This is a genomic window from Helicobacter ganmani (genome assembly GCF_003364315.1).
Lineage (GTDB): Bacteria > Campylobacterota > Campylobacteria > Campylobacterales > Helicobacteraceae > Helicobacter_D > Helicobacter_D ganmani.
In genome coordinates this window covers 26540-47916 of the sequence record NZ_NXLS01000001.1, presented here as the reverse complement: position 1 = coordinate 47916, position 21377 = coordinate 26540, and the positions used below count along the sequence as shown (strand labels likewise).

General features: G+C 34.9%; 27 protein-coding genes. 4 read left to right on the top strand and 23 right to left on the bottom strand.

Features of this window, described 5'->3' with window-relative positions:
* Nucleotide 1: 1 nt before the first annotated feature.
* Nucleotides 2–331, bottom strand: coding sequence for a DUF5666 domain-containing protein (locus CQA43_RS00255; RefSeq protein WP_115550622.1), 330 nt, complete (start codon nt 329–331; stop codon nt 2–4).
* A 120-nt stretch (nt 332–451) separates the two neighbouring features.
* On the opposite strand from CQA43_RS00255, the gene CQA43_RS00250 reads away from it, so the two are divergent.
* The gene (locus CQA43_RS00250) at nt 452–1375 is read left to right on the top strand and encodes a tRNA dihydrouridine synthase (protein WP_115550914.1); all 924 of its coding nucleotides are present in this window, start codon (nt 452–454) and stop codon (nt 1373–1375) included.
* Nucleotides 1376–1383: 8 nt separating this feature from the next.
* Here CQA43_RS00250 and CQA43_RS00245 read toward each other — a convergent pair whose 3' ends face one another.
* From CQA43_RS00245 to fliI, 7 genes are all read right to left on the bottom strand, one after another.
* Complete coding sequence (locus tag CQA43_RS00245; RefSeq protein WP_181881595.1) at nt 1384–2337, bottom strand: TIGR01212 family radical SAM protein; 954 nt, start codon at nt 2335–2337, stop codon at nt 1384–1386.
* A 19-nt stretch (nt 2338–2356) separates the two neighbouring features.
* Complete coding sequence (gene purF, locus CQA43_RS00240; protein WP_115550913.1) at nt 2357–3721, bottom strand: amidophosphoribosyltransferase; 1365 nt, start codon at nt 3719–3721, stop codon at nt 2357–2359.
* A gap of 45 nt (nt 3722–3766) precedes the next feature.
* Nucleotides 3767–4534 carry a 4-hydroxy-tetrahydrodipicolinate reductase gene (dapB, locus tag CQA43_RS00235; protein ID WP_115550620.1) on the bottom strand — a complete coding sequence of 256 codons (768 nt, stop codon included), beginning with the start codon at nt 4532–4534 and terminating at the stop codon, nt 3767–3769.
* Nucleotides 4535–4546: 12 nt separating this feature from the next.
* Complete coding sequence (trxB, locus tag CQA43_RS00230) at nt 4547–5485, bottom strand: thioredoxin-disulfide reductase (protein ID WP_115550619.1); 939 nt, start codon at nt 5483–5485, stop codon at nt 4547–4549.
* A gap of 3 nt (nt 5486–5488) precedes the next feature.
* Complete coding sequence (locus CQA43_RS00225) at nt 5489–5980, bottom strand: hypothetical protein (protein ID WP_115550618.1); 492 nt, start codon at nt 5978–5980, stop codon at nt 5489–5491.
* Between the two features lie 42 nt (nt 5981–6022).
* Nucleotides 6023–6340, bottom strand: coding sequence for a thioredoxin (trxA, locus tag CQA43_RS00220; protein ID WP_115550617.1), 318 nt, complete (start codon nt 6338–6340; stop codon nt 6023–6025).
* Nucleotides 6341–6466: 126 nt separating this feature from the next.
* Nucleotides 6467–7765, bottom strand: a complete 1299-nt coding sequence (gene fliI / locus CQA43_RS00215; RefSeq protein WP_115550616.1) for a flagellar protein export ATPase FliI — start codon at nt 7763–7765, stop codon at nt 6467–6469.
* A gap of 122 nt (nt 7766–7887) precedes the next feature.
* Here fliI and CQA43_RS00210 point away from each other — a divergent pair, with 122 nt between their 5' ends.
* Nucleotides 7888–8772: an NAD(P)H-dependent glycerol-3-phosphate dehydrogenase gene (locus tag CQA43_RS00210; RefSeq protein WP_115550615.1), complete on the top strand. Its 885-nt coding sequence runs from the start codon at nt 7888–7890 to the stop codon at nt 8770–8772.
* 139 nt (nt 8773–8911) lie between these two features.
* Here CQA43_RS00210 and CQA43_RS00205 read toward each other — a convergent pair whose 3' ends face one another.
* The 10 genes from CQA43_RS00205 to CQA43_RS00165 all read right to left on the bottom strand — a co-directional run bounded on the left by CQA43_RS00205 (nt 8912) and on the right by CQA43_RS00165 (nt 17737).
* Entirely contained in the window at nt 8912–9403 is a 492-nt protein-coding gene (locus CQA43_RS00205; RefSeq protein WP_115550614.1) for a chemotaxis protein CheW, read from the bottom strand.
* Nucleotides 9403–11817, bottom strand: coding sequence for a hybrid sensor histidine kinase/response regulator (locus tag CQA43_RS00200; protein ID WP_115550613.1), 2415 nt, complete (start codon nt 11815–11817; stop codon nt 9403–9405). The genes CQA43_RS00205 and CQA43_RS00200 overlap by 1 nt, the downstream gene beginning before the upstream one ends.
* Before the next feature lie 32 nt (nt 11818–11849).
* The gene (locus CQA43_RS00195) at nt 11850–12755 is read right to left on the bottom strand and encodes a chemotaxis protein CheV (RefSeq protein ID WP_220271593.1); all 906 of its coding nucleotides are present in this window, start codon (nt 12753–12755) and stop codon (nt 11850–11852) included.
* A 49-nt stretch (nt 12756–12804) separates the two neighbouring features.
* On the bottom strand, nt 12805–13566 hold the full coding sequence (locus CQA43_RS00190; RefSeq protein ID WP_115550611.1) for a UDP-2,3-diacylglucosamine diphosphatase: 762 nt from the start codon (nt 13564–13566) through the stop codon (nt 12805–12807).
* A 14-nt stretch (nt 13567–13580) separates the two neighbouring features.
* On the bottom strand, nt 13581–14591 hold the full coding sequence (argC, locus tag CQA43_RS00185) for an N-acetyl-gamma-glutamyl-phosphate reductase (RefSeq protein WP_115550610.1): 1011 nt from the start codon (nt 14589–14591) through the stop codon (nt 13581–13583).
* Between the two features lie 80 nt (nt 14592–14671).
* Nucleotides 14672–14869, bottom strand: a complete 198-nt coding sequence (thiS, locus tag CQA43_RS00180; RefSeq protein WP_115550609.1) for a sulfur carrier protein ThiS — start codon at nt 14867–14869, stop codon at nt 14672–14674.
* Between the two features lie 36 nt (nt 14870–14905).
* Nucleotides 14906–16213, bottom strand: a complete 1308-nt coding sequence (glmU, locus tag CQA43_RS00175) for a bifunctional UDP-N-acetylglucosamine diphosphorylase/glucosamine-1-phosphate N-acetyltransferase GlmU (RefSeq protein WP_115550608.1) — start codon at nt 16211–16213, stop codon at nt 14906–14908.
* A 204-nt stretch (nt 16214–16417) separates the two neighbouring features.
* Entirely contained in the window at nt 16418–16864 is a 447-nt protein-coding gene (locus CQA43_RS00170) for a hypothetical protein (RefSeq protein ID WP_115550607.1), read from the bottom strand.
* A gap of 220 nt (nt 16865–17084) precedes the next feature.
* Complete coding sequence (locus CQA43_RS09430; RefSeq protein ID WP_181881581.1) at nt 17085–17258, bottom strand: hypothetical protein; 174 nt, start codon at nt 17256–17258, stop codon at nt 17085–17087.
* On the bottom strand, nt 17258–17737 hold the full coding sequence (locus CQA43_RS00165) for a Panacea domain-containing protein (protein ID WP_181881580.1): 480 nt from the start codon (nt 17735–17737) through the stop codon (nt 17258–17260). Before CQA43_RS00165 ends, CQA43_RS09430 begins: the two co-directional genes overlap by 1 nt.
* Nucleotides 17738–18056: 319 nt before the next feature.
* On the opposite strand from CQA43_RS00165, the gene CQA43_RS00160 reads away from it, so the two are divergent.
* On the top strand, nt 18057–18719 hold the full coding sequence (locus CQA43_RS00160) for a ParA family protein (RefSeq protein WP_115550606.1): 663 nt from the start codon (nt 18057–18059) through the stop codon (nt 18717–18719).
* Complete coding sequence (locus CQA43_RS00155) at nt 18706–18945, top strand: ribbon-helix-helix domain-containing protein (RefSeq protein WP_115550605.1); 240 nt, start codon at nt 18706–18708, stop codon at nt 18943–18945. The genes CQA43_RS00160 and CQA43_RS00155 overlap by 14 nt, the downstream gene beginning before the upstream one ends.
* Before the next feature lie 74 nt (nt 18946–19019).
* Here the strand turns inward: CQA43_RS00155 and CQA43_RS00150 are convergent, their stop codons facing one another.
* From CQA43_RS00150 to CQA43_RS00130, 5 genes are read right to left on the bottom strand one after another with little or no spacing between them, the layout of a single operon-like run.
* Entirely contained in the window at nt 19020–19253 is a 234-nt protein-coding gene (locus CQA43_RS00150) for a hypothetical protein (RefSeq protein ID WP_115550604.1), read from the bottom strand.
* Between the two features lie 52 nt (nt 19254–19305).
* Nucleotides 19306–19605, bottom strand: a complete 300-nt coding sequence (locus CQA43_RS09425; protein WP_181881579.1) for a YopX family protein — start codon at nt 19603–19605, stop codon at nt 19306–19308.
* Entirely contained in the window at nt 19606–20280 is a 675-nt protein-coding gene (locus tag CQA43_RS00140) for a hypothetical protein (RefSeq protein WP_115550603.1), read from the bottom strand.
* Entirely contained in the window at nt 20280–20798 is a 519-nt protein-coding gene (locus tag CQA43_RS00135) for a thermonuclease family protein (RefSeq protein WP_115550602.1), read from the bottom strand. The genes CQA43_RS00140 and CQA43_RS00135 overlap by 1 nt, the downstream gene beginning before the upstream one ends.
* Nucleotides 20799–20817: 19 nt before the next feature.
* On the bottom strand, nt 20818–21276 hold the full coding sequence (locus CQA43_RS00130) for a single-stranded DNA-binding protein (protein ID WP_115550601.1): 459 nt from the start codon (nt 21274–21276) through the stop codon (nt 20818–20820).
* Nucleotides 21277–21377: the final 101 nt, after the last annotated feature.

Genomic DNA, 21377 nt, shown 5'->3' with positions numbered 1-21377 from the left:
CTTAGTATGCTCTTCTACCGCACTTCCACTCTATCTCTTGTGCTCCAAATACTTGCCCTTGAGGATAACCATCAATCTCAACAAACATTCCGGGTTTTAAAGCTGTAAAATTATGATAAGTATCATTGCCAAATACTCCGCAATCATCGCCTTTTAATTTTGTATAAGGAAAAACTTGTACAACCATATTGCTACCATTCATTCCGGAAATTGTTATTGTTTTGTTGGCATTATTGACACTAACAATTTGTCCTTGTATGTCCATATCTGCAAAAGCCGGGATACTAATTGCTACACCAAATAACACTGCTAACAACTTTTTAAACTTCATTATAAACTCCTTTGAGATTCATTGGGTAAAATTTTAATCAATTATTGTTAGTTTTTTGTTAAGATTCTACAAATTTTTTAAAGGTCTATTTTGGAATCTATTATTAACCAAAACACTCTTATGTTAGCTCCTCTAGCAGGTTATACTGATTTGCCTTTCCGCGAAGTTGTGAAAAAGTTTGGTGCGGATATTACCGTAAGCGAAATGATTAGCGTGCATGCACTTGCATTTAAAAACAAAAAAACACTAAAAATGGTAGAAAAATCCTCTATTGAAAATCCTTTCGCTTTACAAATTGCAGGTAATGAGATGAGCATTATCGCGCGTGCAGTAGAATCCCTTAACACCTTTAAGGAAGATATTCAAATCTTGGATTTAAATTGTGGTTGCCCTGCACCAAAAGTCTCCAATCACGGAAGTGGAAGCTCTTTATTAAAAGACTTAAACAAGCTAAGAGAGATTCTAAGGCTTATTAGAAAAGTAAGTGAGATTCCTTATTTGAGCGTAAAGGTAAGGCTAGGATTTAACACGAAGATTCCACTAGAAATCGCAAATGCCCTCAATGACACTCCCATTGATTATGTTGTCGTGCATGGTCGCACCAAAGCAGATGGATACAAAAAAGAAAGGATTGATTATGATTCCATTGCTTTGATGAAACGAATCTTGCAAGTTCCACTCATTGCAAATGGTGAAATCAATAGCGTCCAAAAAAGCCAAGAAGTCTTGCGGCACACAGGAGCTGATGGCATAATGATTGGACGCGCGGCAGTTGAAAAGCCTTGGATTTTTGCGCAAATCAAAGAGGGACTACAAGAGGAAAGTGTTCATTTACGCCGACGCGTAAGTTTAGAACACTTTAATCGCACAATTGCTTTTCGTGGAGACTATGGAGTAATTATGTTTCGCAAAAATCTGCACGCTTATTCCAAGGGCTTAAGAGGCGCAAGCGAATTCCGCACGCTTGTAAATACTATCACGAATCCAGCCTTAATGCGCGAAGCAATTTTAGAGTTCTTTAGCACCACAACCTTTGAGGTTTAATGTGAAAATCAATATTCAATCCCCGCTTCTCTTAGCGCATTGCGAATCGCACGCATTTGAATATTTTTATCAAAACACCATTTGGGAGCAAGAAGTGTATCGTTACGCACTCCAGCACTCACACGATGAATCACGACATTTTGCGGAATCCTTTTGAGAGATTCTACAACCAAATCAATATAATCATTTAAAGAAATAGGCTTATACTCACCCTTTTCATAGAGATTTGCTAAAATCGTTTTTTCAATGATATAAAGCGGGTGAATCTTGATTCCATCACTTCCCCAAGCAATCACAGATTCTAAAGTATGCAACATCATCTCTCTTGTTTCTTTTGGTAATCCATAAATAATATGCGAACAAGCTTTTAAACCGCGATTCTTACTTTCTTTAATCCAATATTCCATATTTTCTGTGCCGTGCCCACGATTGATAAAGTGCAATGTTTCATCATAAACTGATTGGATTCCATATTCCACCCAAATCTCTTGCCCTCTTGCGTGTGCTAATTCACCCAAAAAATCCAACAATTTCAAATCCACAGAATCCGTGCGTGTTCCAATGGACATTCCTACGACATTGGGCAAACTTAATGCAGTAGTATAGATCTTTTCTAAAGTTTCAAAAGGCGCATAAGTATTAGTGAAAGACTGAAAATAAATCATATATTTTTCTACACCAAACTTGTTGCGATGAAAAGCACTCTGCCAATCGTATTGATTTTGAAGCTGCTGAAGTTGCATTTCCAACAATGGATTCTCTCTCATTTTGGGATTCATTTTAAGGGCAACTTTTGGCTCTTTGTCCAATGTTGGAGAGAAACTTTCGTTTTTACAAAAAATACAACCTCCACGTGCCACACTACCATCAATATTTGGACAAGTAAAGCCCGCCAAAGCAATCGGCACTTTACGCACTCGCTTGCCAAATCTACGTTTGCAATATCGCCCAAAGGTTAGCATTTGTTTCACTCTTATACCCTTAAACAATATATTTGCCATCAAAACAAGCTTGACAATATTGATAATTCTCTACACCAATACTCCGCTTCAATCCCTCAACGGACAAAAAGGACAAAGAATCCGCACCAATAAACTGACAAACCTCTTGGTGGCTCATTTTTGCACTGATTAAATCCTCTCTGCTTGGAGTATCTACACCATAATAACAAGGAGAAATCGTTGGCGGAGAAGAAATTTTCATATGGATTTCTTTCGCACCACAATCTCGCAAAATCTTCACAATCTGACGACTAGTCGTCCCACGCACCACAGAATCATCAATCACAACCACGCGTTTATTTTCAATTAACTCACGAATCGGATTTAATTTTAACTTCACCTTCAACTCACGAATCTGTTGTGTAGGCTCAATAAAAGTCCTCCCCACATAATGATTGCGAATAATTCCAAGCTCAAAAGGAATCCCGCTTTGCCTAGAATACCCAAGTGCCGCTGCAACACCACTATCAGGCACAGGAATCACAAGGTCGGCTTCTACGGGATTCTCTCTTGCTAATTCCTCGCCCATATTCTTGCGAATATCATAAACAAGTCGTCCAAATACTCGGCTATCAGGACGCGCAAAATAAATATATTCAAAGACGCAAGGATGAGGATTTGGCAGCATAATACTTTGCGATTCCATACCATTTTTTGAAAAGATTAACATTTCACCCGGCTCCACATCACGCAAATACTTTGCACCCACCAAATCAAACGCGCAAGTTTCACTCGCAACAACATAGCCCTTGCTTCCATCAGAATTAACAATCTCCCCAAGACTCAAAGGGCGGAATCCATATCTATCACGAATCACAAACATTTTTTTGCGACTTAAAATGACAAAGCAAAATGCACCTTTAAGTCGCAAAACAGCCTCTTTGATTCTATCTATTAAGTTTTCTTGTTTCGCTCTTGCAATGAGATGAATAAGATTCTCTGTATCCATATAGCTTTGGAAAATCGCTCCCTCTTTGATAAGCTCGTCGCGGATTTGACGCGCATTTGTGAGATTACCATTATGCACAATCGCAATTTCACCCAAATCATAACGCGCAAATAAAGGCTGTGCATCAGCAATAGAGTCATTCCCTGCAGTAGAATAACGATTGTGCCCTACCGCACTAAAGCCTTTCAGTTTATTCAGTGTCTCATCACAGAAAACTTCCGTTACTAAACCATTCTTTTTAATAGTGATAATTTTCTCACCATTGCTTGTTGCGATTCCAGACGCTTCCTGCCCACGATGTTGCATAGCAAAAAGAGAATAATACGCAATGCTTGCAGCATTTTGAGCATTATAAACACCCACTACCGCACATTCTTCATTCCATTCAGTTTTCAAAGACTGACTTGTTAAGTTTTGATTTCCAATCTGATTTTCCACTTTTTATAATCCCAAAGAATCTTCAATGCTATATAATCCATTTGGCTGTTTTTGTAACCAAAGAGCAGCCTTAATAGCGCCTTGTGCGAAAGTCGCGCGAGAAGTAGCAGTATGAATTAGCTCCAAATACTCTCCTTCGCCATAGAATCCGACATTATGAATCCCAGCCACATCTCCTCCGCGCAATGCCATAACACCAATTTCATCTTTATGACGCTCGCCAATATTGCCATTTCTACCACTTGTGCGCACCTTATCTAACTCCAAATTTCTAGCTTTTGCACAAGTTTGAGCAAGACGCAAAGCAGTGCCACTAGGAGAATCTTTTTTATGGTGATGATGGGTTTCTACGATTTCAATATCAAAATCTTTCAAAGCACTTGCTACCAATTTAACCGCTTTATTTAAAACCGCAACTCCCAATGATAAATTACTTGCATATAAAATAGGCATTTTCTTGGAAGCTTCTTTGATTAAATTTTCATGGTGGGATTCCAATCCTGTTGTTCCAATTACAATGGGTTTAGGATTATTAAGAGCCACTTCCAATAACGCACGCGTGCCTTCTGCTGTCGTAAAATCAATAACCACAGCAGAACTTTCTAATAAAACTTTCAAATCACCAGTAATTAACACGCCGGGGTCAATAGAGAAATCTAAATCTTTACGCACATAAACACACTCTAGCTTTACCTCTTGGCTTTTTTTTGCCAAATCCACAACTAATTTACCCACACGTCCGCCAGCACCAAAGACTCCAATTCCTAACATAAAAATTCCTTTTTACTTATGATGTTCAATATATTCAATCGCCCCAAGTGCTGCTGTCGCACCATCTGCTGCTGCACAAACCACTTGTTTTGGAGCATCTATTCGTAAATCACCTGCAACAAACAAGCCCGGTATGTTTGTTTCCATTTTAAGATTCACGATAGCTTGCCCATATTCATTTGTTGCACAAATTGCACTGCCATCTTCTTGCATTAAAACCGAATTATTTACATTAAATCCAATCAATACAAAGATTCCATCTACTTTGATTTCTTTTATAGTTTCCTCTTCCAAATTTTTTAATTTTAGCCCTGTTACACCAGAATCATTACCGCAAATTTCCTCAATTCCATAAGGAGTCAAAAACTCAATCTTTGCTTCATTTTTCGCGCGTTCTAATGTAACAGGAGAAGCGCGGAACGCATTTCTACGATGAATTAATGTAACTTTGGAGCAAATTTTGGCAAGATAAATGGATTCCTCCACTGCTGTATCGCCTCCGCCAAGCACTGCCACTTCTTTATTTTTATAAAAAAATCCATCGCAAGTAGCGCAAGAACTCACGCCTTTCCCCCAATACACATCTTCACCTTTAACTCCTGAACGTTTGGGGCTTCCACCCGTTGCGACAATCACAGATTTAGCTTCCACTTCTTTTTGATTACTTAAAACAACCACAAAATGATTTTCTTTTCTTTTAACGCGCACAACCTCTGCCATTTCGTGTTTCAAACCAAATCTAAAACATTGTTCCTGCCAAGGCATCATAAAATCAAATCCACTTTTTACTTCCGCTACTCCGGGGTAATTTTCCATTTCACTACTTGAAGTAATCTGTCCTCCAGGCATACCTTTTTCAAACATTACAACTTCCTTTAAGCCTCCTCTTGTCGCATACAAACCTGCACTAAGCCCAGCAGGTCCTCCGCCAATAATAGCTAGCTCTAACATATTTTACTCCTTATTTTTATTTTCTTTAAAATTAACCAACTTATAAATTCCATTCTCTTTTAAAGAAATATAGAGTTTGGAATTTTTACTTTCTTGATTAAGCAAAAAACATTGCGGCAATCTTCTCACATCAAATTCATGAATCAATTTCAACATTAAAACACTTGAGATTCTTAACTCTACAAGATTATAAACATCTTTTTTCGCATTTCTTCCTTGCTGATATAAATCAAGTGCTAAAAGAATAATGTTTTCTTGCGTATTTTTTCTTAAAAACTCTGTAGATTGAGGGGTAGAGGAAGTATAAAAACACAATTTATATTGCGAAGATTTTGGCTCAAAAAGACTCATTGTGTTTTCTTGATATTGGTAGAAAGAATCCTCATTAAAATTAATTTTTGAAACAGATGTAAAAGCATATTGATAATACAAAAATGCACCAATCGCAAAGATAACAACAAAAGCAATAGGGAGTCCTGGACAGCATTTTTTCATACCCAAAACCCCCTCTCAACCAAAAATCCTAAAAACACTTATTTATAGCAAGCCATCAAGTTTGTCTTTAAAATCCTGCTCGGAAGCTGCTCCAATCATTTCATCAACTTTTTCTCCATTCTTATAAAAGAAAATTGTTGGGATAGAACGGATTCCAAATTTTGTTGCAAGCTCTTGTTGTTCGTCTGTATTGACTTTACAAATTTTAGCTTTCCCCGCATATTGTGATGCAAGATTGTCAATCACAGGAGCTATCATTCTACAAGGACCACACCAAGGAGCCCAAAAATCTACCATTACAACGCCTTCTTTGATAATTTCCTCAAAGTTTTGCTCTGTTAATTCAATATAACCAGCCATAATTTTCTCCTTAAAATATTAAATTTTATGGGTTTAATTATACGATAAATAACTTAAAAAATAAAAACTTTTATGATTCTTTTTAGTTAAATATTTTTTTACTTACCTTCATTGTTCTAGAGAATTTTATTGCATAATTTCTATTAATTGTTGCACGCTCTCTTCATAGCTAATTGCCTCATTATAACTTTGCTTTAAATATTCTTCCATTTTCTCTTTTTTAGCTATGGCTTCATCTAAATCCTTATCACTTCCCGCCTGATAAGCTCCAATTCTAATTAACACTTCATTTTCTTTGATAGCAGAATATAAGCGACGAAACTTCCTTGCTGCCTCTATATGCTCTTCAGTCGCTACATCACCCATTAACCTTGAAGCAGAATTTAAAATATTAATCGGGGGGTAAATTCCAAAATCTGTCAAAGAGCGGTCCAATACAATATGTCCATCTAAAATACTTCTACTTTGATCTGCAATTGGATCACTCATATCATCACCTTCCACCAATACCGTAAAATATGCCGTAATAGAGCCATGTCCTTCCTCTTTACCTGCTCTTTCCATTAATTGAGGCAAAAGCGTTAAAACAGAGGGTGGATAGCCCTTGCTTGTTGGTGGCTCACCAAGCGCAAGCCCAATTTCTCTTTGCGCCATTGCAAAACGCGTTACAGAATCCATAATAAATAAAACATCTTCGCCTTTTGCTTTGAAATATTCTGCAACACTCATTGCGGCAAACGCACCATATTTTCTCATCAAGGGCGAATCATCACTCGTAGCAACAACCAACACTGTATTTGTCAAATCCCCACCTAAATTTTTCTCCACAAACTCTGGCACTTCTCTACCACGCTCTCCAATAAGTGCAATCACTTTAATTTTTGCAGTTGCGCCACGTACAATCATTCCCATAAGAGTAGATTTCCCCACTCCACTGCCAGCAAAGATTCCTAATTTCTGCCCTTTGCCACAAGTCAATAATCCATCAATACTTTTCACACCTACACTAAATACTTCATCAATCATACCACGTCGCATTGCTGCAATAGGAGGACGAATAATGGGCATTGCACCTTCTGCCTTTAAAGTCCCCTTGCCATCTATGGGTTCTCCTAACGGATTAATTACTCTTCCAAGCAATTCAGGACCAATAGGAATCTGCAATCCGCGAGTGTTTAGATAAACCTTATCTCCCACTTTCATTCCTTCAATAAATGAAAAGGGGGTGATTTTAAAATTATCTTTTTCTAATGCTGTAACCATACCCATTGCGCTATTGTCTTCGCCTACAATTCGCACAATATCACCAATATGCGGAATCAGCCCATCTGCTGATAAAAATCCTTGTTCTACTTTAATAATTAAACCAAATGCGGGGGATAAATTTAAACCATTTAAACGCTCTTTTAGATTTTGTAGGGACATTATTAAGGCTCTTTTGTTTTGATTTCAACGAAGTGAAATTTTAATATATTTTTACTAAAATTATAACTTCAAAGAATTAAAATTAGTTTTCTTTTATTTAGTTTTACCTTAAAAGGATAAAAATGCCAAAAATCAGTGTATTTGGCGGTGGAGCTTGGGGAAAGGCTTTACATCTCGCCTTTAGCAAAACAAATCATTGTTCCATTGTTTCACGCAAAAATTTAGGAATAGAATCGCAAATTTCATCACAAGTCGCACAAGAGAGCGAATTTTTTATTGTTGCGATTGCAAGTTCTGCTTTGCATTCTTGGCTTGCAACCTCACCCCTACCAGCAAATTCTAAAATTCTAGTTGCCTCCAAAGGAATCGCACAAGGACAATTTGTGAGTGAGATTTTTGAATCTTTTTATCCTCAAAGCAAACTTTGCTTCTTGGCTGGACCAAGCTTTGCCAAAGAAGTGCAAGATTCTCTTCCTTGTGCATTAAATATCCATTCCAAAGAAATTCATTATGCCAAAGAATGGTTACAATTGTTTCCAAATTTTATCAAACCCTATGCGTGCAATGATGTCATAGGAGGTGAAATCGGGGGAGCATACAAAAATGTCATTGCAATTGCAAGTGGAATCTGTGAAGGAATGAAACTTGGAAACAACGCACGCTCTTCACTTGTGGCACGAGGACTTGTAGAAATGACACGTTTTGGAAAATACTTTGGGGCTAAAGATTCCACATTTTTAGGTTTATCTGGTGCAGGCGATTTATTTTTGACTGCCAACTCAATGCTCTCACGCAATTTTCGTGTTGGAATCGGATTAGCATCGGGCAAATCTCTAATGGCTGTCTTAGAAGAGATTGGGGAAGTAGCAGAAGGAGTAAAAACTTCTAAAGAAATTTACTTAATGAGCCAAAAATATGGAATCTACACACCTATCGCCCAAGAAGTCGCATTAATCATAGATGGAAAGAGTCCAAAACAAAGCTTGAGTGATTTAATGAAAAGCTAACAAAAATCAAAATACAAGAAAAAATATAAATTTAATAAAAATTAAAAAATTTGAAAAAATTTAGCAGATTATAAAAGAGTTAAACGCACTCAAATAAAATTGAGTGTAAATCTATCAAAGCCCAAAAAAGGGCAAAATATTAGAAAGTGCGTTTCAACAACTCTTCTGGACGCAAAATAGTAATGATTCTATCGTCTCTTTTACCGACACCATAAATCAAGCTTTCATCTTGACTGATTGTCTCTGGTGTTGGGTCAATATCAGATTCTCTAATTCGCACTGCCTCTGTTAATCTATCAATAACGAATCCGGCACGTTCTTCTTGATTACGAATCACAATATAACGCGTGTCTTCTGTTGGTTTTTCGTAAGGCAAGCCAAATTTTAGGCGCAAGTTAATTAATGGAACAACCCATCCGCGCATATTAAACACACCAAGAACATAATTAGGCACTCCGGGTACTCTTGTATATTCTAAGGGTTTAATAATCTCTTGAATACTTAGAATTGGCACTGCATATTCTTCTGAACCAACCACAAAGGCAACGAGCTGAATGACATTTTCTGTCTCAACAGGTGGCTTTTTTTGTTCTTGTTGTTTTTGTAAAACGTCTTGTAATTGATTACTCATTATTCTGTTACCTCCACAGTTAGGTTAATATTTCGTTTGACAACATTCATCAAATATTCTGGCGAATAAGGTTTCGTAATATATTCTGTCATTCCTGATTCTACACCACGCATTCTATCGGTTTTACTAGTTCGGCTTGTAACTGCCATAAGTGGTAAATTTTTAAACTTAGCATATTTACGAATCTCTGCTGCTAGTGTATAGCCGTCCATTTTAGGCATTTCAATATCAATCAAAACAGCATCAAAATGTTTGTCACCATTTTTAATAATATCCAATGCCTCAACACCATTTGTCGCTTCCGTTAAAGTGATGCCCAACGGCTTTAAAGATTTTTTCATTATTGCTCTATCCGTCATAGAATCATCCACAATTAAGACTTGATAATCACTTGGAGAAGTTTTCTCACGTTTTGTATCACTTTCTTCTTTGAGTTTATTAATACTCACTTTGACTTGTTTTGCCATTTGCATCATTGCTGCAATATCCACAATCAATGTTACTCTACCATCGCCGCGAATTGTTGCACCTGCAATTCCTTCAGTTCCTTTCAAATAAGAACCTAAAGATTTAATAACAACTTCTTCTTGTCCGATAAGGAAATCCACAATAATACCAATTTTGTTTTCTGCCAAACCAATCACAACAACATAGGCTTGTTCTGAATCATCAAAAACAGAATCCACACCAAAAATATCTGCTAAACGCACAAGTGGCAATACTTCATTTCTTAAGCGTAAAACACTTTTGTTTTCCACTGTATAGATTTCATCTTGCGAAATTCTAACTGTCTCAATAACTGAAGCAAGAGGAATTGCGTAAAATTCTTCTTGCACACCAACAAGCAAAGATTGAATAATTGCCAAAGTAAGAGGAATTTTGAGCTTCAAAGTAGTGCCTTCGCCATGAACACTCTCTACATCAATAATACCATTAAGTTTTTCAATATTGGTTTTAACAACATCCATTCCTACCCCGCGCCCACTTACATTGGTAACGACTTTAGCAGTTGAAAATCCCGCTCTAAAAATTAATCCATAAGCTTCTTTGTCTGCCATAGAATCCGCTTCACGCTCACTAATAAGACCCTTTTCTACGGCTTTAGAACGCAATACATCTGGATCCATTCCCTTGCCATCGTCTTTAATTTCTACAACAATATGATTCCCTTCATTATAAGCTTTAAGCTCAACCGTTCCTTTCTCTGGCTTACCTGCTGCAGCTCTATCCTCTTTGGATTCTACACCGTGGTCGCACGCATTTCTAATCAAATGCACTAATGGGTCGCCAATTTCCTCTACAATAGACTTATCAAGCTCTGTCTCCTCTCCACTGATAACCAAGTCTATTTCTTTACCAAGGTCTCTTGAAAGGTCGCGCACCATACGAGGGAACTTATTAAACACCCTACCGATTGGCAACATTCTTGTTTTCATAACTGCAAGTTGAATATCCGTAGTTACCATAGATACACTTGCAACAACCTGATTGAGCTCTTCTAAAAATTTTTCTCCCTCATAGCGCTCTTCCACATCATTATAGATTTTAATCAGTCGGTTTTTACCAAGAACAAGCTCACCAATTAGATTCATCAAACTATCAAGACGTTTAACATCTACGCGAATCGTTTGTTCCATAGCAGTAGCTGGTGCCTTGCTTTCCTCACCTCCTGAACGAGGTTTTGCAGCTGGTTTAGCAGGAGCTGGCTTTGGCGCAGCAGCAGCTGCAGGTTTGGGTGTAGCTGCAGGTGCTGGTTTAGGAGCGGCAGGAGCAGCTGCTTCTCCAACTTCTCCCGGTGCTTGCACATCACCTAATTCACCTTTTGCACGTTTTTCTTCGCGTTTTTTCTTATCCTCTTCTTGTCGTTTATTAAGCAATCTTTCAATCTCTTTTTCCACTTCTTCAGGAGACATATTGGCATAGTCTGGCTCTGGCTCATCTGCGGCTGGCTCTGGTGCTGTAGCTTGTGGGACTGCCGCAGGTGCTTCTGCTGGAGCTGCTGCAGCTTGTGGAGTTTCACCTTTTGAAATTGCATCTAATCTCTCAACTACACCTGCAATATCACCATCTAAACCTGTATTGGCATCTGTTCCTGTGTCTCTAATTGCATTTAATAATTTTTTCATAAAGTCAATAGATTCCAAAACCACATCCATAATATCTGGAGTAATTGCTAATTCACCATGTCTTGCTTTGTTTAATACATCTTCCATATGATGTGTTAAATGTGTTAGCACTGAGAAATTCAAAAATGAACCGGAACCCTTAATGGTATGAGCTACCCTAAAGATTCTATTTAATAGATCTAAATCATCAGGGTTATTTTCTAATTCCACCAAATCTTGGTCAAGTTGCTCAACCATTTCAAACGCTTCAATTAGAAAATCCTCTAGTATCTCTTGCATTTCATCCATAATTATACCTTTCCTTAAAAATAAAATTTACACTAATTACTGCTGTATTTATTGACAATTCTTGTAATTTCATCGTGAAATTTATTTCCATCAAATTTCACAAGATAAGATTCTGCACCCGCCTCTTTACCTCTACTCTCACTAAACCTATCACTAATAGAAGAGCTAAAAACAATTGGAATCTTGGCAAATCTTGGGTCTTCTTTCACTTTAGCTGCAAAGTGGAATCCGTCCATTTGAGGCATTTCAATATCTGAAATGATAATCTTAAGTTGCGAAATTAGATTATCTCCATAATTTTCATAAAGTTTATTAAGCTTTTGAAGTCCCGCTTCTCCATTGTTTGCTTCTGCTACATCAAAGCCCATTTTCTCTAAAAACTCTTTTAAGATTTTTCTAGCAATCGCGCTATCATCAAGCACAAGAGCTAATCCACTAAATTTATTATACGAACGTTCTGCACTCATTTCAGGATGATAGAATCCTAAATCTTGCACAATGCTTTCTAAATCCAAAACCAACAAGACTTGGTCTCCCTCAATCCTTGTAACACCTGTGATTTTACTTTTATCCATATTAGCTTCTATAGAAGAACTAAAGTGCGCTGGCTCAATGTCTTTCCAACTAATTCTACGAATCCGTTTTGCCTCATGCACAATAAAACCTATCATAATATTATTAAATTCCGCAATAATCACACGTGGTTTAATTTTTTTATTCTTAGGAACTTCAACATTCATCCATTTTGCAAGGTTAATCACTGGTATAACAACCCCTCGTAAATCAAAGATTCCCTCTATATAGTCAGGCACTCCCGGCAACTCTGTAAGTTCTGGCAAGCGGATTATTTCATTAACTTTTGCAACATTAATTCCGTAAATCCCCTCATACAATTTACCTTTTTCAAGTTTATGAATTCTAAAATCCACCAACTCCATTTCGTTGGTTCCAACTTTTAGAGTATCATCACGTTCAAAGTTTGACACCTCATAACTCCTTTTCAATTAAGGATAAACAATAATTTGTATATTCTACAACAAAATACTTTTTTTTACAAGCAAAAAAAGGTAACCCAATGTAATTCATTTGATGAAATTTTACATTTTTACCCCAATGAAAATGCCCCTCTACAATATAGGAATCGTTTGAAATATTTAAGTTTTTTTTATATTTATTAATGCGTAAAAATGCTAATTTATCGCCATCAATAAGTGATTTATTTGTATTTTTTGTCATTTTTTTTTGCTTCTTTTTGTTTTGTAAATAATGCAAAATTTGAGGATACAGAAAAAAAGAAAAAAAATCTAAAAATTTAATAAAAAAATGTTGGCGGATCATTTTAGTATAAAATGAGTACTGCCAATTCAAAAATATATCTCCGTGTGCTAAATAAGCTTTCTTTCCTCCAAAGTCAAAACAAACAGGTTGGACATTCAATGGAAAATAACAAATATTTTTAAAATGAGGAATTTGCGATAATAAAAAATCGTGATTCCCTTCAAAATAATAAATTTTGTGCTTGAAAGATAACTGCTCTAACAGCTCAAGTGTTTTTTGATTATCTCTCAAAGATTGCTGGACACTGCCAACTAAAAAATCAAAAATATCTCCCATAAGAAAAATCTGCCGACTAGAAAATTGCAAAAGCTCTTGAAACGCAGAATCCAATGTATTTTGGTAAAGACTATGATGATGTGAATCGGCAATAAAAATCGCCCCTTCTTGAATGATGAATTTCTCTTGTATCATTTTGTTTTTAAATGCTAAGGAGCATATGCAATTTGTGGTAATCCTAAGGATTCTTCTAACCCAAACATTAAATTAGCATTCGCAAGTGCTTGGGAGCTTGCACCACGCAAGAGATTGTCAATACTTGAAGTAATAAATAAATCCAAGCCATCGGTTTTAGCAAAAATATCACAAAAATGTGTGCCTGCAACATTTTTAATTTGGGAGCAAGTCCTCCTAACACGAACAAATGGTTCATTATTGTATTTGGTTTGCAAAATCTCTAATGCCTCTATCGGCTCTTTTAAACGCGCATAAACAGACACTAACATACCGCGTGTAAGCGGAATCAAATGTGGCACAAAAAGTGCCTTTAGATTCTCCTTACCAAGCTTTTTTAATTGCTCATTAATTTCAGAAGAATGACGATGATTGATAGGAGAATATGCAAAAAGATTCTCATTAATCGTTACAAAATGAGAAGTTTGCGCTAACTTTTTTCCTGCTCCACTTACTCCACTTTTTGCATCAATATAAAGTGTATGATTCAAATCCAAATAAGGAATAAAAGGCAGAATCGCCAATAAAGAAGCTGTGGGGTAACAGCCCGGATTAGCAACCAAGCTTGTTTTGGCAACTTGTGAGCGATTATATTCAGGTAACCCATAAACTGCATTTTTTAGATTCTCTTTATCCAAATGAGTGCAATAATTCTCCTCATATTTTTCTAAACTCAAACGATAATCCGCCGACAAATCTACAATTTTAACACCCTTATCATAAAGCCCTTTAACATATTCCATTGCTTTTTGGTGTGGTAAGGCAAGAAAAACCAATTCACTTTCTTGTGCAATTTGTGTCAAATTTGCTTCCGATACAGGTAATTTTATTACATCTTTTAAACAACAATGTAAAGCGGATAATTCTTGATGATTCTCGCTAGCATATACTGCATTCAGTTCAAATACAGGGTGGTGAATCAAGAGCTTTACAAGCTCCAATCCTGTATAGCCACTGACTCCAACAATAGAAGTTTTAATTTTCATTATTCTCCCTTTTAATTGAACTGATTTTTATTTACTTTAAAATTATCTTTCTGCTTTTAAGGCTTTCAATGTTAGATTCTTTATCCACCACCCATAAAGGTAAGACATTCTATAATATCGTTTTCTTTTAAAAGAAAGGAATCCCACTTCTCTTGTTTGACAATTTCAAGATTAATCGCAACAGCTACACTTTTTGTTTCTATTTTATATTCCTGCAACAACTCCAAAACATTTTTGGATTCTGTATGAATAATATTTCCATTAAGTTTAATTTGCATTTTCCACTTCTTTCAAAAATAATTTAATGTGTAATTCTATGATTTTTTATTGAAAAATTTATAAAAAAATCCCGCTTTACTCACTTCTTCTCCACGCGTAACAAAGAGTTCGCCTTTTTTGAGATTCCGTCTTATCGTGCTTCCAGCACCAATGAGACAATCATCTTCAATCACCACAGGTGCTACTGCTTGCGAATCACTCCCGATAAATACATTTTTACCAATTATTGTTTTATGCTTACTCTTGCCATTGTAATTACAAGTAATAAAGCCCGCACCAATATTCGTACCGCTTCCTATTTCACTATCTCCAATATAACTTAAATGTCCTGCCTTGACGCTCTCTAATTGGGATTTTTTTACTTCTACAAAGTTTCCAATATGCGTATTTTTTATCACGCTTTGAGGACGCAAATGCGCTAAAGGTCCCACATCACTAGATTCTATAATACTAGATTCTATAATGCTTTGTGCCTTAATATGGGAATGAATGATTTTAGAATCCCCACAAATACGGACACCATTTTCCACTACACATTCACCGACAAATTCCACGCCCTCTTCAATATAAATTGTATTAGGCAAACACATTAAAACACCTTTTTTTATCCAAGATTCCTTGATGCGATCGCCCAAAATTTCTTCCGCTCTCGCAAGGTCTAATTTATCATTTACGCCTTTAAAATTTGTAATCTCCACAAATAAAGGCATAATAGTTACAGAATCCCTTCTTGCAAGTGCAATAATATCTGTCAAATAATATTCTTTTTGTGCATTATTATTATCCAAACGCGGCAGATAAGATTCTAAAATTTCGCGGTTAAAACAATAAACCCCAGCATTTAATGTGTGAAGTGCCAGAATTTCCGCATTCGCATCTTTTTCTTCTATAATTTCTTGCACTTGATTCTCGCGAATAACAACACGTCCATAACCATTTGTATTAGGCAAATCAAGCACACTCATCACAACTTCAGAATCCAAGTGCATAAATTTTGACAATTCCTCTGCTTGCACCAAAGGCATATCACCATTTAAAACCAAAACTTTCTTATATTTTGGTAAATAACCTTTAAGCGCTCCACCTGTTCCGGGAAAATCTACCAAATCTTGGTATAAAAAGCGGATTTTATCTCCAAAATATTCTTGCATTTTTTCTTTAATCCGTTCTGCTTCAAAACCCAAAATCACACAAACATCATTGCTTAACTTCAGAGATTCCTTAATGCTATAATATAGCATTTCACGCCCACAAATTCTATGTAAGACTTTAGGAGTATTAGACTTCATACGCGTGCCTTTACCAGCCGCTAAAATTACAATGGATAAGGAGTTTTTATTCATAAGCTAAAGATTCCACTTTTAAAGATAATTTAAACAAATTTTAACACAATAAAGTTTAAAATAAATGTGTCTAATTAATTTTCGCTATTATATATTCGTGAAACTTCAAAAAAGTTTAATATTTGTTTTGTATGTCATAAATATGTATGCTTACATCATCAACATTTTTGCGCTTTTTCATCGTTGCAGAATAATTTCTATTTATTAGTCATATTTAGTTTCGCCAAAAAAGCTTTCACCTTTTATTTGAACGTCATCAATAGTATTACATTCTTGTTTTTTGCAAGAAAGTGTAATAAATCTTAAATCGTCTTTATTCTTTTTATTGATTGCAAGAATGATAAGCGTATTATTTCTTTGCATTTCATTCATTATGTTATCCTTTGATTTTATTAAGGTATTTTTATTGCAAAAAAACTCTCCTACCAACTTACACTTTGCCATAATTGGTTCATATTCATTTAGTAAAATATCAATATGTGATAACTCATACTCTTTTGCATAATTACTTTCATTTAATGCCTGAACATACAAATCATACTTCTTTTGGTCTATTGTAGGATTCTTGTTTTCTAGCTTCACCAATCCACTATCCCCACAACCTACAACAAATAATCCTGCCAACACAACAGCAATGCCTATTTTTTTCATTTTGTCTCCTTAAAATTAAAATTGATTTTGCCAAACATTTTTAAAAACATTCATTTGCGATTAGCAAAATTAATTTTAACTTTCTCTTTTTTCCAATGTGCCAACAAATTTCATATAAATACCATAATTATTCTTAGACGAGATTTTGTTTGTTTTGCATTAAATATTTAACAATAAAATGCTTGATTTTTTCTGTCATCTGTGTATCCTCATTCTCTATTTACATATCTGCAAGTGCATTCTCAAAATCCTTGTGTGTAAGTCGCAAAACATTTTGATTACTAAGCGGATACAAAAGCTTTCGTATTTGCGATTTGTCGTTTAATGATAGAGTAATGTTAAACGCTAATTCTAATTTTCTAAAAAGCTCATTAAGTCCTATAAATCCGCCCATTATATATATCTCTCTGCCTCTTGTTTAAACATTTCTGTAAAAAACTTTTTTATCGCTTCTTGAGGAATTTCTCTTGGTATATACGGATTGTGGTATTCCAACCAGGGCGATTCACTATGCGTTTTATGCATAAGTTCTATTGCAGAAATATTGTATTTATTAAACACAAAGGGCAAGGTGTCTAAATGTTCATCTGTATAAATGTCGCTTTTAAAATTGTCTAGTTCTTTAAAATCTATTGCCAACCTACCATAACACTTAAAGCTATCATACACATTTTTTACCACAGGTCCATACTCCCAAGCCTCTATTTTATCATCAAATAGAGGCTTTTGATAAGTAGCTAAAAAATGCCCTTGTGCATAATAAAGTAATTTTTGCATTTTAAGATTAGAAATTATGTCTCCAGCTCCTAATTCTCTAGCACGAAACAAAAAATACAACGCCACATCATATGCACTGATTGTATCGCTTTTCATTTCATCTCCTTTAGATTTACAATAATGCCTTTTATAATGCACATTCTATCCGCTTATTTCTTTAATTTTTATAAAAAAATTATAATATTTAGAAAATTTTTAAACATTTAAATAAGTATTTTAAAAACATTATAAATAGTTTTAAACTAATATTTTTTATATTATAAATAATATAATTAGTAATTTAAAATATTTTAAACATATTTGATATAAATAATAAAAATATTTAAAAATTTTAATTTAATATTTTAAACATTTCAATATTTTTTAAAACACTTCAGATTATAATTCCACAATCTATTAAAACAAGGATTCAGCGATGATTTATTCCATCTGTAATGAAAAGGGGGGAAGTGGCAAGACAACTCTAGCTATTAATCTTGCTACAAAATTGAATACAAAAAATAAGACCCTCCTTATTGATTTAGACCCGCAAAAAAGCATTAACGCATTTCTATCTTTCAGAGATGAGAATAAAATGCCTTTTGATTTTAAAAGCAGCAATAATGAGGAATTGCAATCTCTTATCACACAAGCATTACAAAATTATGCGAATATTGTAATAGATACAGGCGGTAGAGATTCTAAAGAAATGCGTAGTGCAATGATTTATAGTGATATTTGCATTATTCCGACTATCCCCAATGGATTAGACGCTTCTGTGTTGGATAAAATGTTAGATTATCTAAAAGAAGCCAAAAAGATTCAAAAGAAACTCAAAGGATTTGTTCTTATCACAAAGGCAAATTCTAATCCATTCTTAAAGTATAAAATTAAAGAATTTCAAGAGTTTTTAAAAAGCAAGAATACAAAAAAAGATTTTTGTCTTTTAGATTCTATTCTGTATGAGAGAGAAGCTTACAAAGAATCTATTTTGCAAGGCAAAGGTATCACAGAAAATTTAAAAAACTCTAAAAAAGCGCAAGAGGAATTTTTACAAGTATTTCAAGAGCTAGAAAGGAATATCAATGGGAACAAATAAATTTGAAGCTAAAAAGAAAAAAGTGAGTGAAAGCAAAATAGAAAATTTCATTAACAATAAAAAAGAAGTCTCTAAGGTTGGTAGAAAACCAAAAGACTTAGAACAAAAGAAAACAAAAATGGTGAGCCTTTATTTCTCCGAAAGTGATTATCAAATCATCAAAGAAAGAGCAGACAAGAAGCGATTAAGTGTTAGTCAATATATTACTTCAAGTCTTTTTGAGTAGATTTAACACTCTGTAATGTCAAAATTTCACTCATTTTTTGGCATTACAAAATACATAAAGCCATAGATTGCCATTTACTCTGCCTTTCTCATTTCTTTTAACCCTATTATCAAATACAATAAAAAGCAAAAGCAACCATAACAAAGAAAATAAATACACAAGAGATAATATTCTTGCTTCCTAAAAGATTCCAAAATGCTATCAATAGAATTTGGCAAACCAAAATGATAAAGCAAAATATTTCCTGCAATTCCTACAAAATGAATCCCGAAAAACACAATCCAAAATTTCCTTATTTCTTGTTTCATTTCTTACCTCCTTTATCCTTATTCTTTAAAACCATTAGTTGCTTTTGCATTGTTAATTCTCTAAGGATTCTAATAATTCGGGAGTCTCGTGGATATTGCCGATGACTTGACAACAACCCTTACAAAAATCATCATCTATCCAATCATCGTTATTACCCCAAGCACCAAGAAAATATCCTTTATCTTTTCTAAAATCTACAATCCTATCGGGTTTAACGCTAAACTTTTCGTCTTTACCCACTTTTTTAAAGGTAGTTTCAAAGAATCTTTTGTCGCAAAACAGCACATTAGGATTCTCTTTATCCGCATAAAACATTCTGCCACCGCAGCACACATCAAGGATAGGTTTCATTTATCGTCCCCTACCTAAAGATTGCTCTTTTGTGGGCTTAGGTTTTTCTAGTGTTTTGGAATCCTTTTTAGGTGATTCTTTTACTTTACTTACTTCTTTTTGTGCTTGTATTGCTTCATAATTTGGGGGTTGTTTTTGTGAGAATTCCAAAGGAATCTCACTTTGTTTTTTATAGGCTTCGTGTGCTTGTTGTCGGTAGGCTGGGGTTTGTTTGTATTGTTTCTCAATTTTTTTGCTAAATTCGTGTATCTTTACTCTTTCTTGTAGGCTTAATTTTTGTTGGCATATTTTGCTGTCATAGAATTGATGAAACTCTCTATCTCTTGTCCCAATTTCCTCGCCTCTGCTAATTTCTGCTCTTCTTCCTGCCTGTAAATCCTCGCTTTCTCTGCTCTCTGCTCTGCTTCTTGCAATTCTTTTTCCGATAATTTCTCTAACTCGTCTAAGGAATATATCGGAACATTCTCGTAATGTGCTTGTGGTAAAATAGGCTCTTGCATTTTCACTCTCCTTGTTATAATCTAATGTTACAAAAGGTATTGTAGCATTGGGTTCTGTAAGATAAAATAAATTCTTATTGTTTTTATCTTGCTCTATTTTGAAGCCTGTTTTTGAGGCTAACTCGCTAAGCTTGAAAAGTAATTCAAATTCAATTTCTGGATTTTTTTCTGCCATTATTGTTTCCTCCTAAACTCACTAGGCTTAAGTGGATTTGCTTCGCCCCATAATCCCATAGTGTTTTTTCTAGCCTTGTTTTCCAAAACAACATAATCATTAGAGTATTCTCTATAAGCCCAAGCAAATCCATTTTCTACAAGCTTTTCATTCACATTGATTTCATTGCAATATACGATTCCAACCACTCTTTTATATTTGTCTTTATCTATTATTTTTATTTTTGCTTGTGCGTGCAAAGGACATAGACTTAAAAGATATTCTCTTGCTTCTTTTCCGAATCTTTGATTGAGTTCTGGTGCGTCTAAGCCATAAAGCCTAATCTTTACTTTCTCTTGATTCTCAACGAGCGTGATAGTATCGCCATCATAAACTTTAATAATCTCGCCTTGAATCTCTTTGCTTAAATCTCCTATAACAAGAGATAAGCCATACAAGACAAATAAAATAATCATCGCAAGTTTTAAAGGGGAGAAAGTCCCCTTAAGATTCAATTTTAAAAACTTTGAAATCCTCATAAAATTCCTTCAATTTATGTTAAAAAGGAATCTCGGCATTTTCTGCTATCTGTGCCATTTCCTCAATTTGCTGTTGTGAAGCTTGTGTTCCCTCATAAACAATTTCAGGTTCAGGTTGTGTATTTTGTTCATTTGGTGTCTCTTTTGCTTTAGAAGTTACAAATTCAAAGTTTTTTACTAACACTTCCCACGAATATTTTGGTTGTCCATTTTCGTCAGAATAAACAGAAGTGTAAATCTCTCCATTGCATAAAAACTTATCGCCTTTCTTGAAATATTGATGAGCAATTTCAGCTCTCCTGCCAAAGATTGTTAAGGGAATCCAATCTGTGCGGTCTTTTGTGATTGTCTCATTTCCCTCTTTCTTTGTAGTTCTCTTTGAGATTGCAAGAGAGTTTTTTGCATAAGGAAGTCCATTTTGCGTATAAGAGAGGTCAAAATCTCTACCTAAATTCCCACATAGTGTAACTTGATTCATTGTGTATCCTTTCATTTTTAATTATTAAAAACAATTTAAAATATATTAAAAGACATTTAATAACATTTATAAGAATTTTTAAAAAATTTTAATAAATATTT

Coding starts and splice junctions, on each gene's coding strand:
- CQA43_RS00255 (WP_115550622.1), bottom strand. CDS start 331: ATGAAGTTTAAAAAGTTGTTAGCAGTGTTATTTGGTGTAGCAATTAGT.
- CQA43_RS00250 (WP_115550914.1), top strand. CDS start 452: ATGTTAGCTCCTCTAGCAGGTTATACTGATTTGCCTTTCCGCGAAGTT.
- CQA43_RS00245 (WP_181881595.1), bottom strand. CDS start 2,337: ATGCTAACCTTTGGGCGATATTGCAAACGTAGATTTGGCAAGCGAGTG.
- dapB (WP_115550620.1), bottom strand. CDS start 4,534: ATGTTAGGAATTGGAGTCTTTGGTGCTGGCGGACGTGTGGGTAAATTA.
- trxB (WP_115550619.1), bottom strand. CDS start 5,485: ATGTTAGAGCTAGCTATTATTGGCGGAGGACCTGCTGGGCTTAGTGCA.
- CQA43_RS00225 (WP_115550618.1), bottom strand. CDS start 5,980: ATGAAAAAATGCTGTCCAGGACTCCCTATTGCTTTTGTTGTTATCTTT.
- trxA (WP_115550617.1), bottom strand. CDS start 6,340: ATGGCTGGTTATATTGAATTAACAGAGCAAAACTTTGAGGAAATTATC.
- fliI (WP_115550616.1), bottom strand. CDS start 7,765: ATGTCCCTACAAAATCTAAAAGAGCGTTTAAATGGTTTAAATTTATCC.
- CQA43_RS00210 (WP_115550615.1), top strand. CDS start 7,888: ATGCCAAAAATCAGTGTATTTGGCGGTGGAGCTTGGGGAAAGGCTTTA.
- CQA43_RS00205 (WP_115550614.1), bottom strand. CDS start 9,403: ATGAGTAATCAATTACAAGACGTTTTACAAAAACAACAAGAACAAAAA.
- CQA43_RS00200 (WP_115550613.1), bottom strand. CDS start 11,817: ATGGATGAAATGCAAGAGATACTAGAGGATTTTCTAATTGAAGCGTTT.
- CQA43_RS00195 (WP_220271593.1), bottom strand. CDS start 12,755: ATGGAGTTGGTGGATTTTAGAATTCATAAACTTGAAAAAGGTAAATTG.
- CQA43_RS00190 (WP_115550611.1), bottom strand. CDS start 13,566: ATGATACAAGAGAAATTCATCATTCAAGAAGGGGCGATTTTTATTGCC.
- argC (WP_115550610.1), bottom strand. CDS start 14,591: ATGAAAATTAAAACTTCTATTGTTGGAGTCAGTGGCTATACAGGATTG.
- thiS (WP_115550609.1), bottom strand. CDS start 14,869: ATGCAAATTAAACTTAATGGAAATATTATTCATACAGAATCCAAAAAT.
- glmU (WP_115550608.1), bottom strand. CDS start 16,213: ATGAATAAAAACTCCTTATCCATTGTAATTTTAGCGGCTGGTAAAGGC.
- CQA43_RS00170 (WP_115550607.1), bottom strand. CDS start 16,864: ATGAAAAAAATAGGCATTGCTGTTGTGTTGGCAGGATTATTTGTTGTA.
- CQA43_RS09430 (WP_181881581.1), bottom strand. CDS start 17,258: ATGGGCGGATTTATAGGACTTAATGAGCTTTTTAGAAAATTAGAATTA.
- CQA43_RS00165 (WP_181881580.1), bottom strand. CDS start 17,737: ATGAAAAGCGATACAATCAGTGCATATGATGTGGCGTTGTATTTTTTG.
- CQA43_RS00160 (WP_115550606.1), top strand. CDS start 18,057: ATGATTTATTCCATCTGTAATGAAAAGGGGGGAAGTGGCAAGACAACT.
- CQA43_RS00155 (WP_115550605.1), top strand. CDS start 18,706: ATGGGAACAAATAAATTTGAAGCTAAAAAGAAAAAAGTGAGTGAAAGC.
- CQA43_RS00150 (WP_115550604.1), bottom strand. CDS start 19,253: ATGAAACAAGAAATAAGGAAATTTTGGATTGTGTTTTTCGGGATTCAT.
- CQA43_RS09425 (WP_181881579.1), bottom strand. CDS start 19,605: ATGAAACCTATCCTTGATGTGTGCTGCGGTGGCAGAATGTTTTATGCG.
- CQA43_RS00140 (WP_115550603.1), bottom strand. CDS start 20,280: ATGGCAGAAAAAAATCCAGAAATTGAATTTGAATTACTTTTCAAGCTT.
- CQA43_RS00135 (WP_115550602.1), bottom strand. CDS start 20,798: ATGAGGATTTCAAAGTTTTTAAAATTGAATCTTAAGGGGACTTTCTCC.
- CQA43_RS00130 (WP_115550601.1), bottom strand. CDS start 21,276: ATGAATCAAGTTACACTATGTGGGAATTTAGGTAGAGATTTTGACCTC.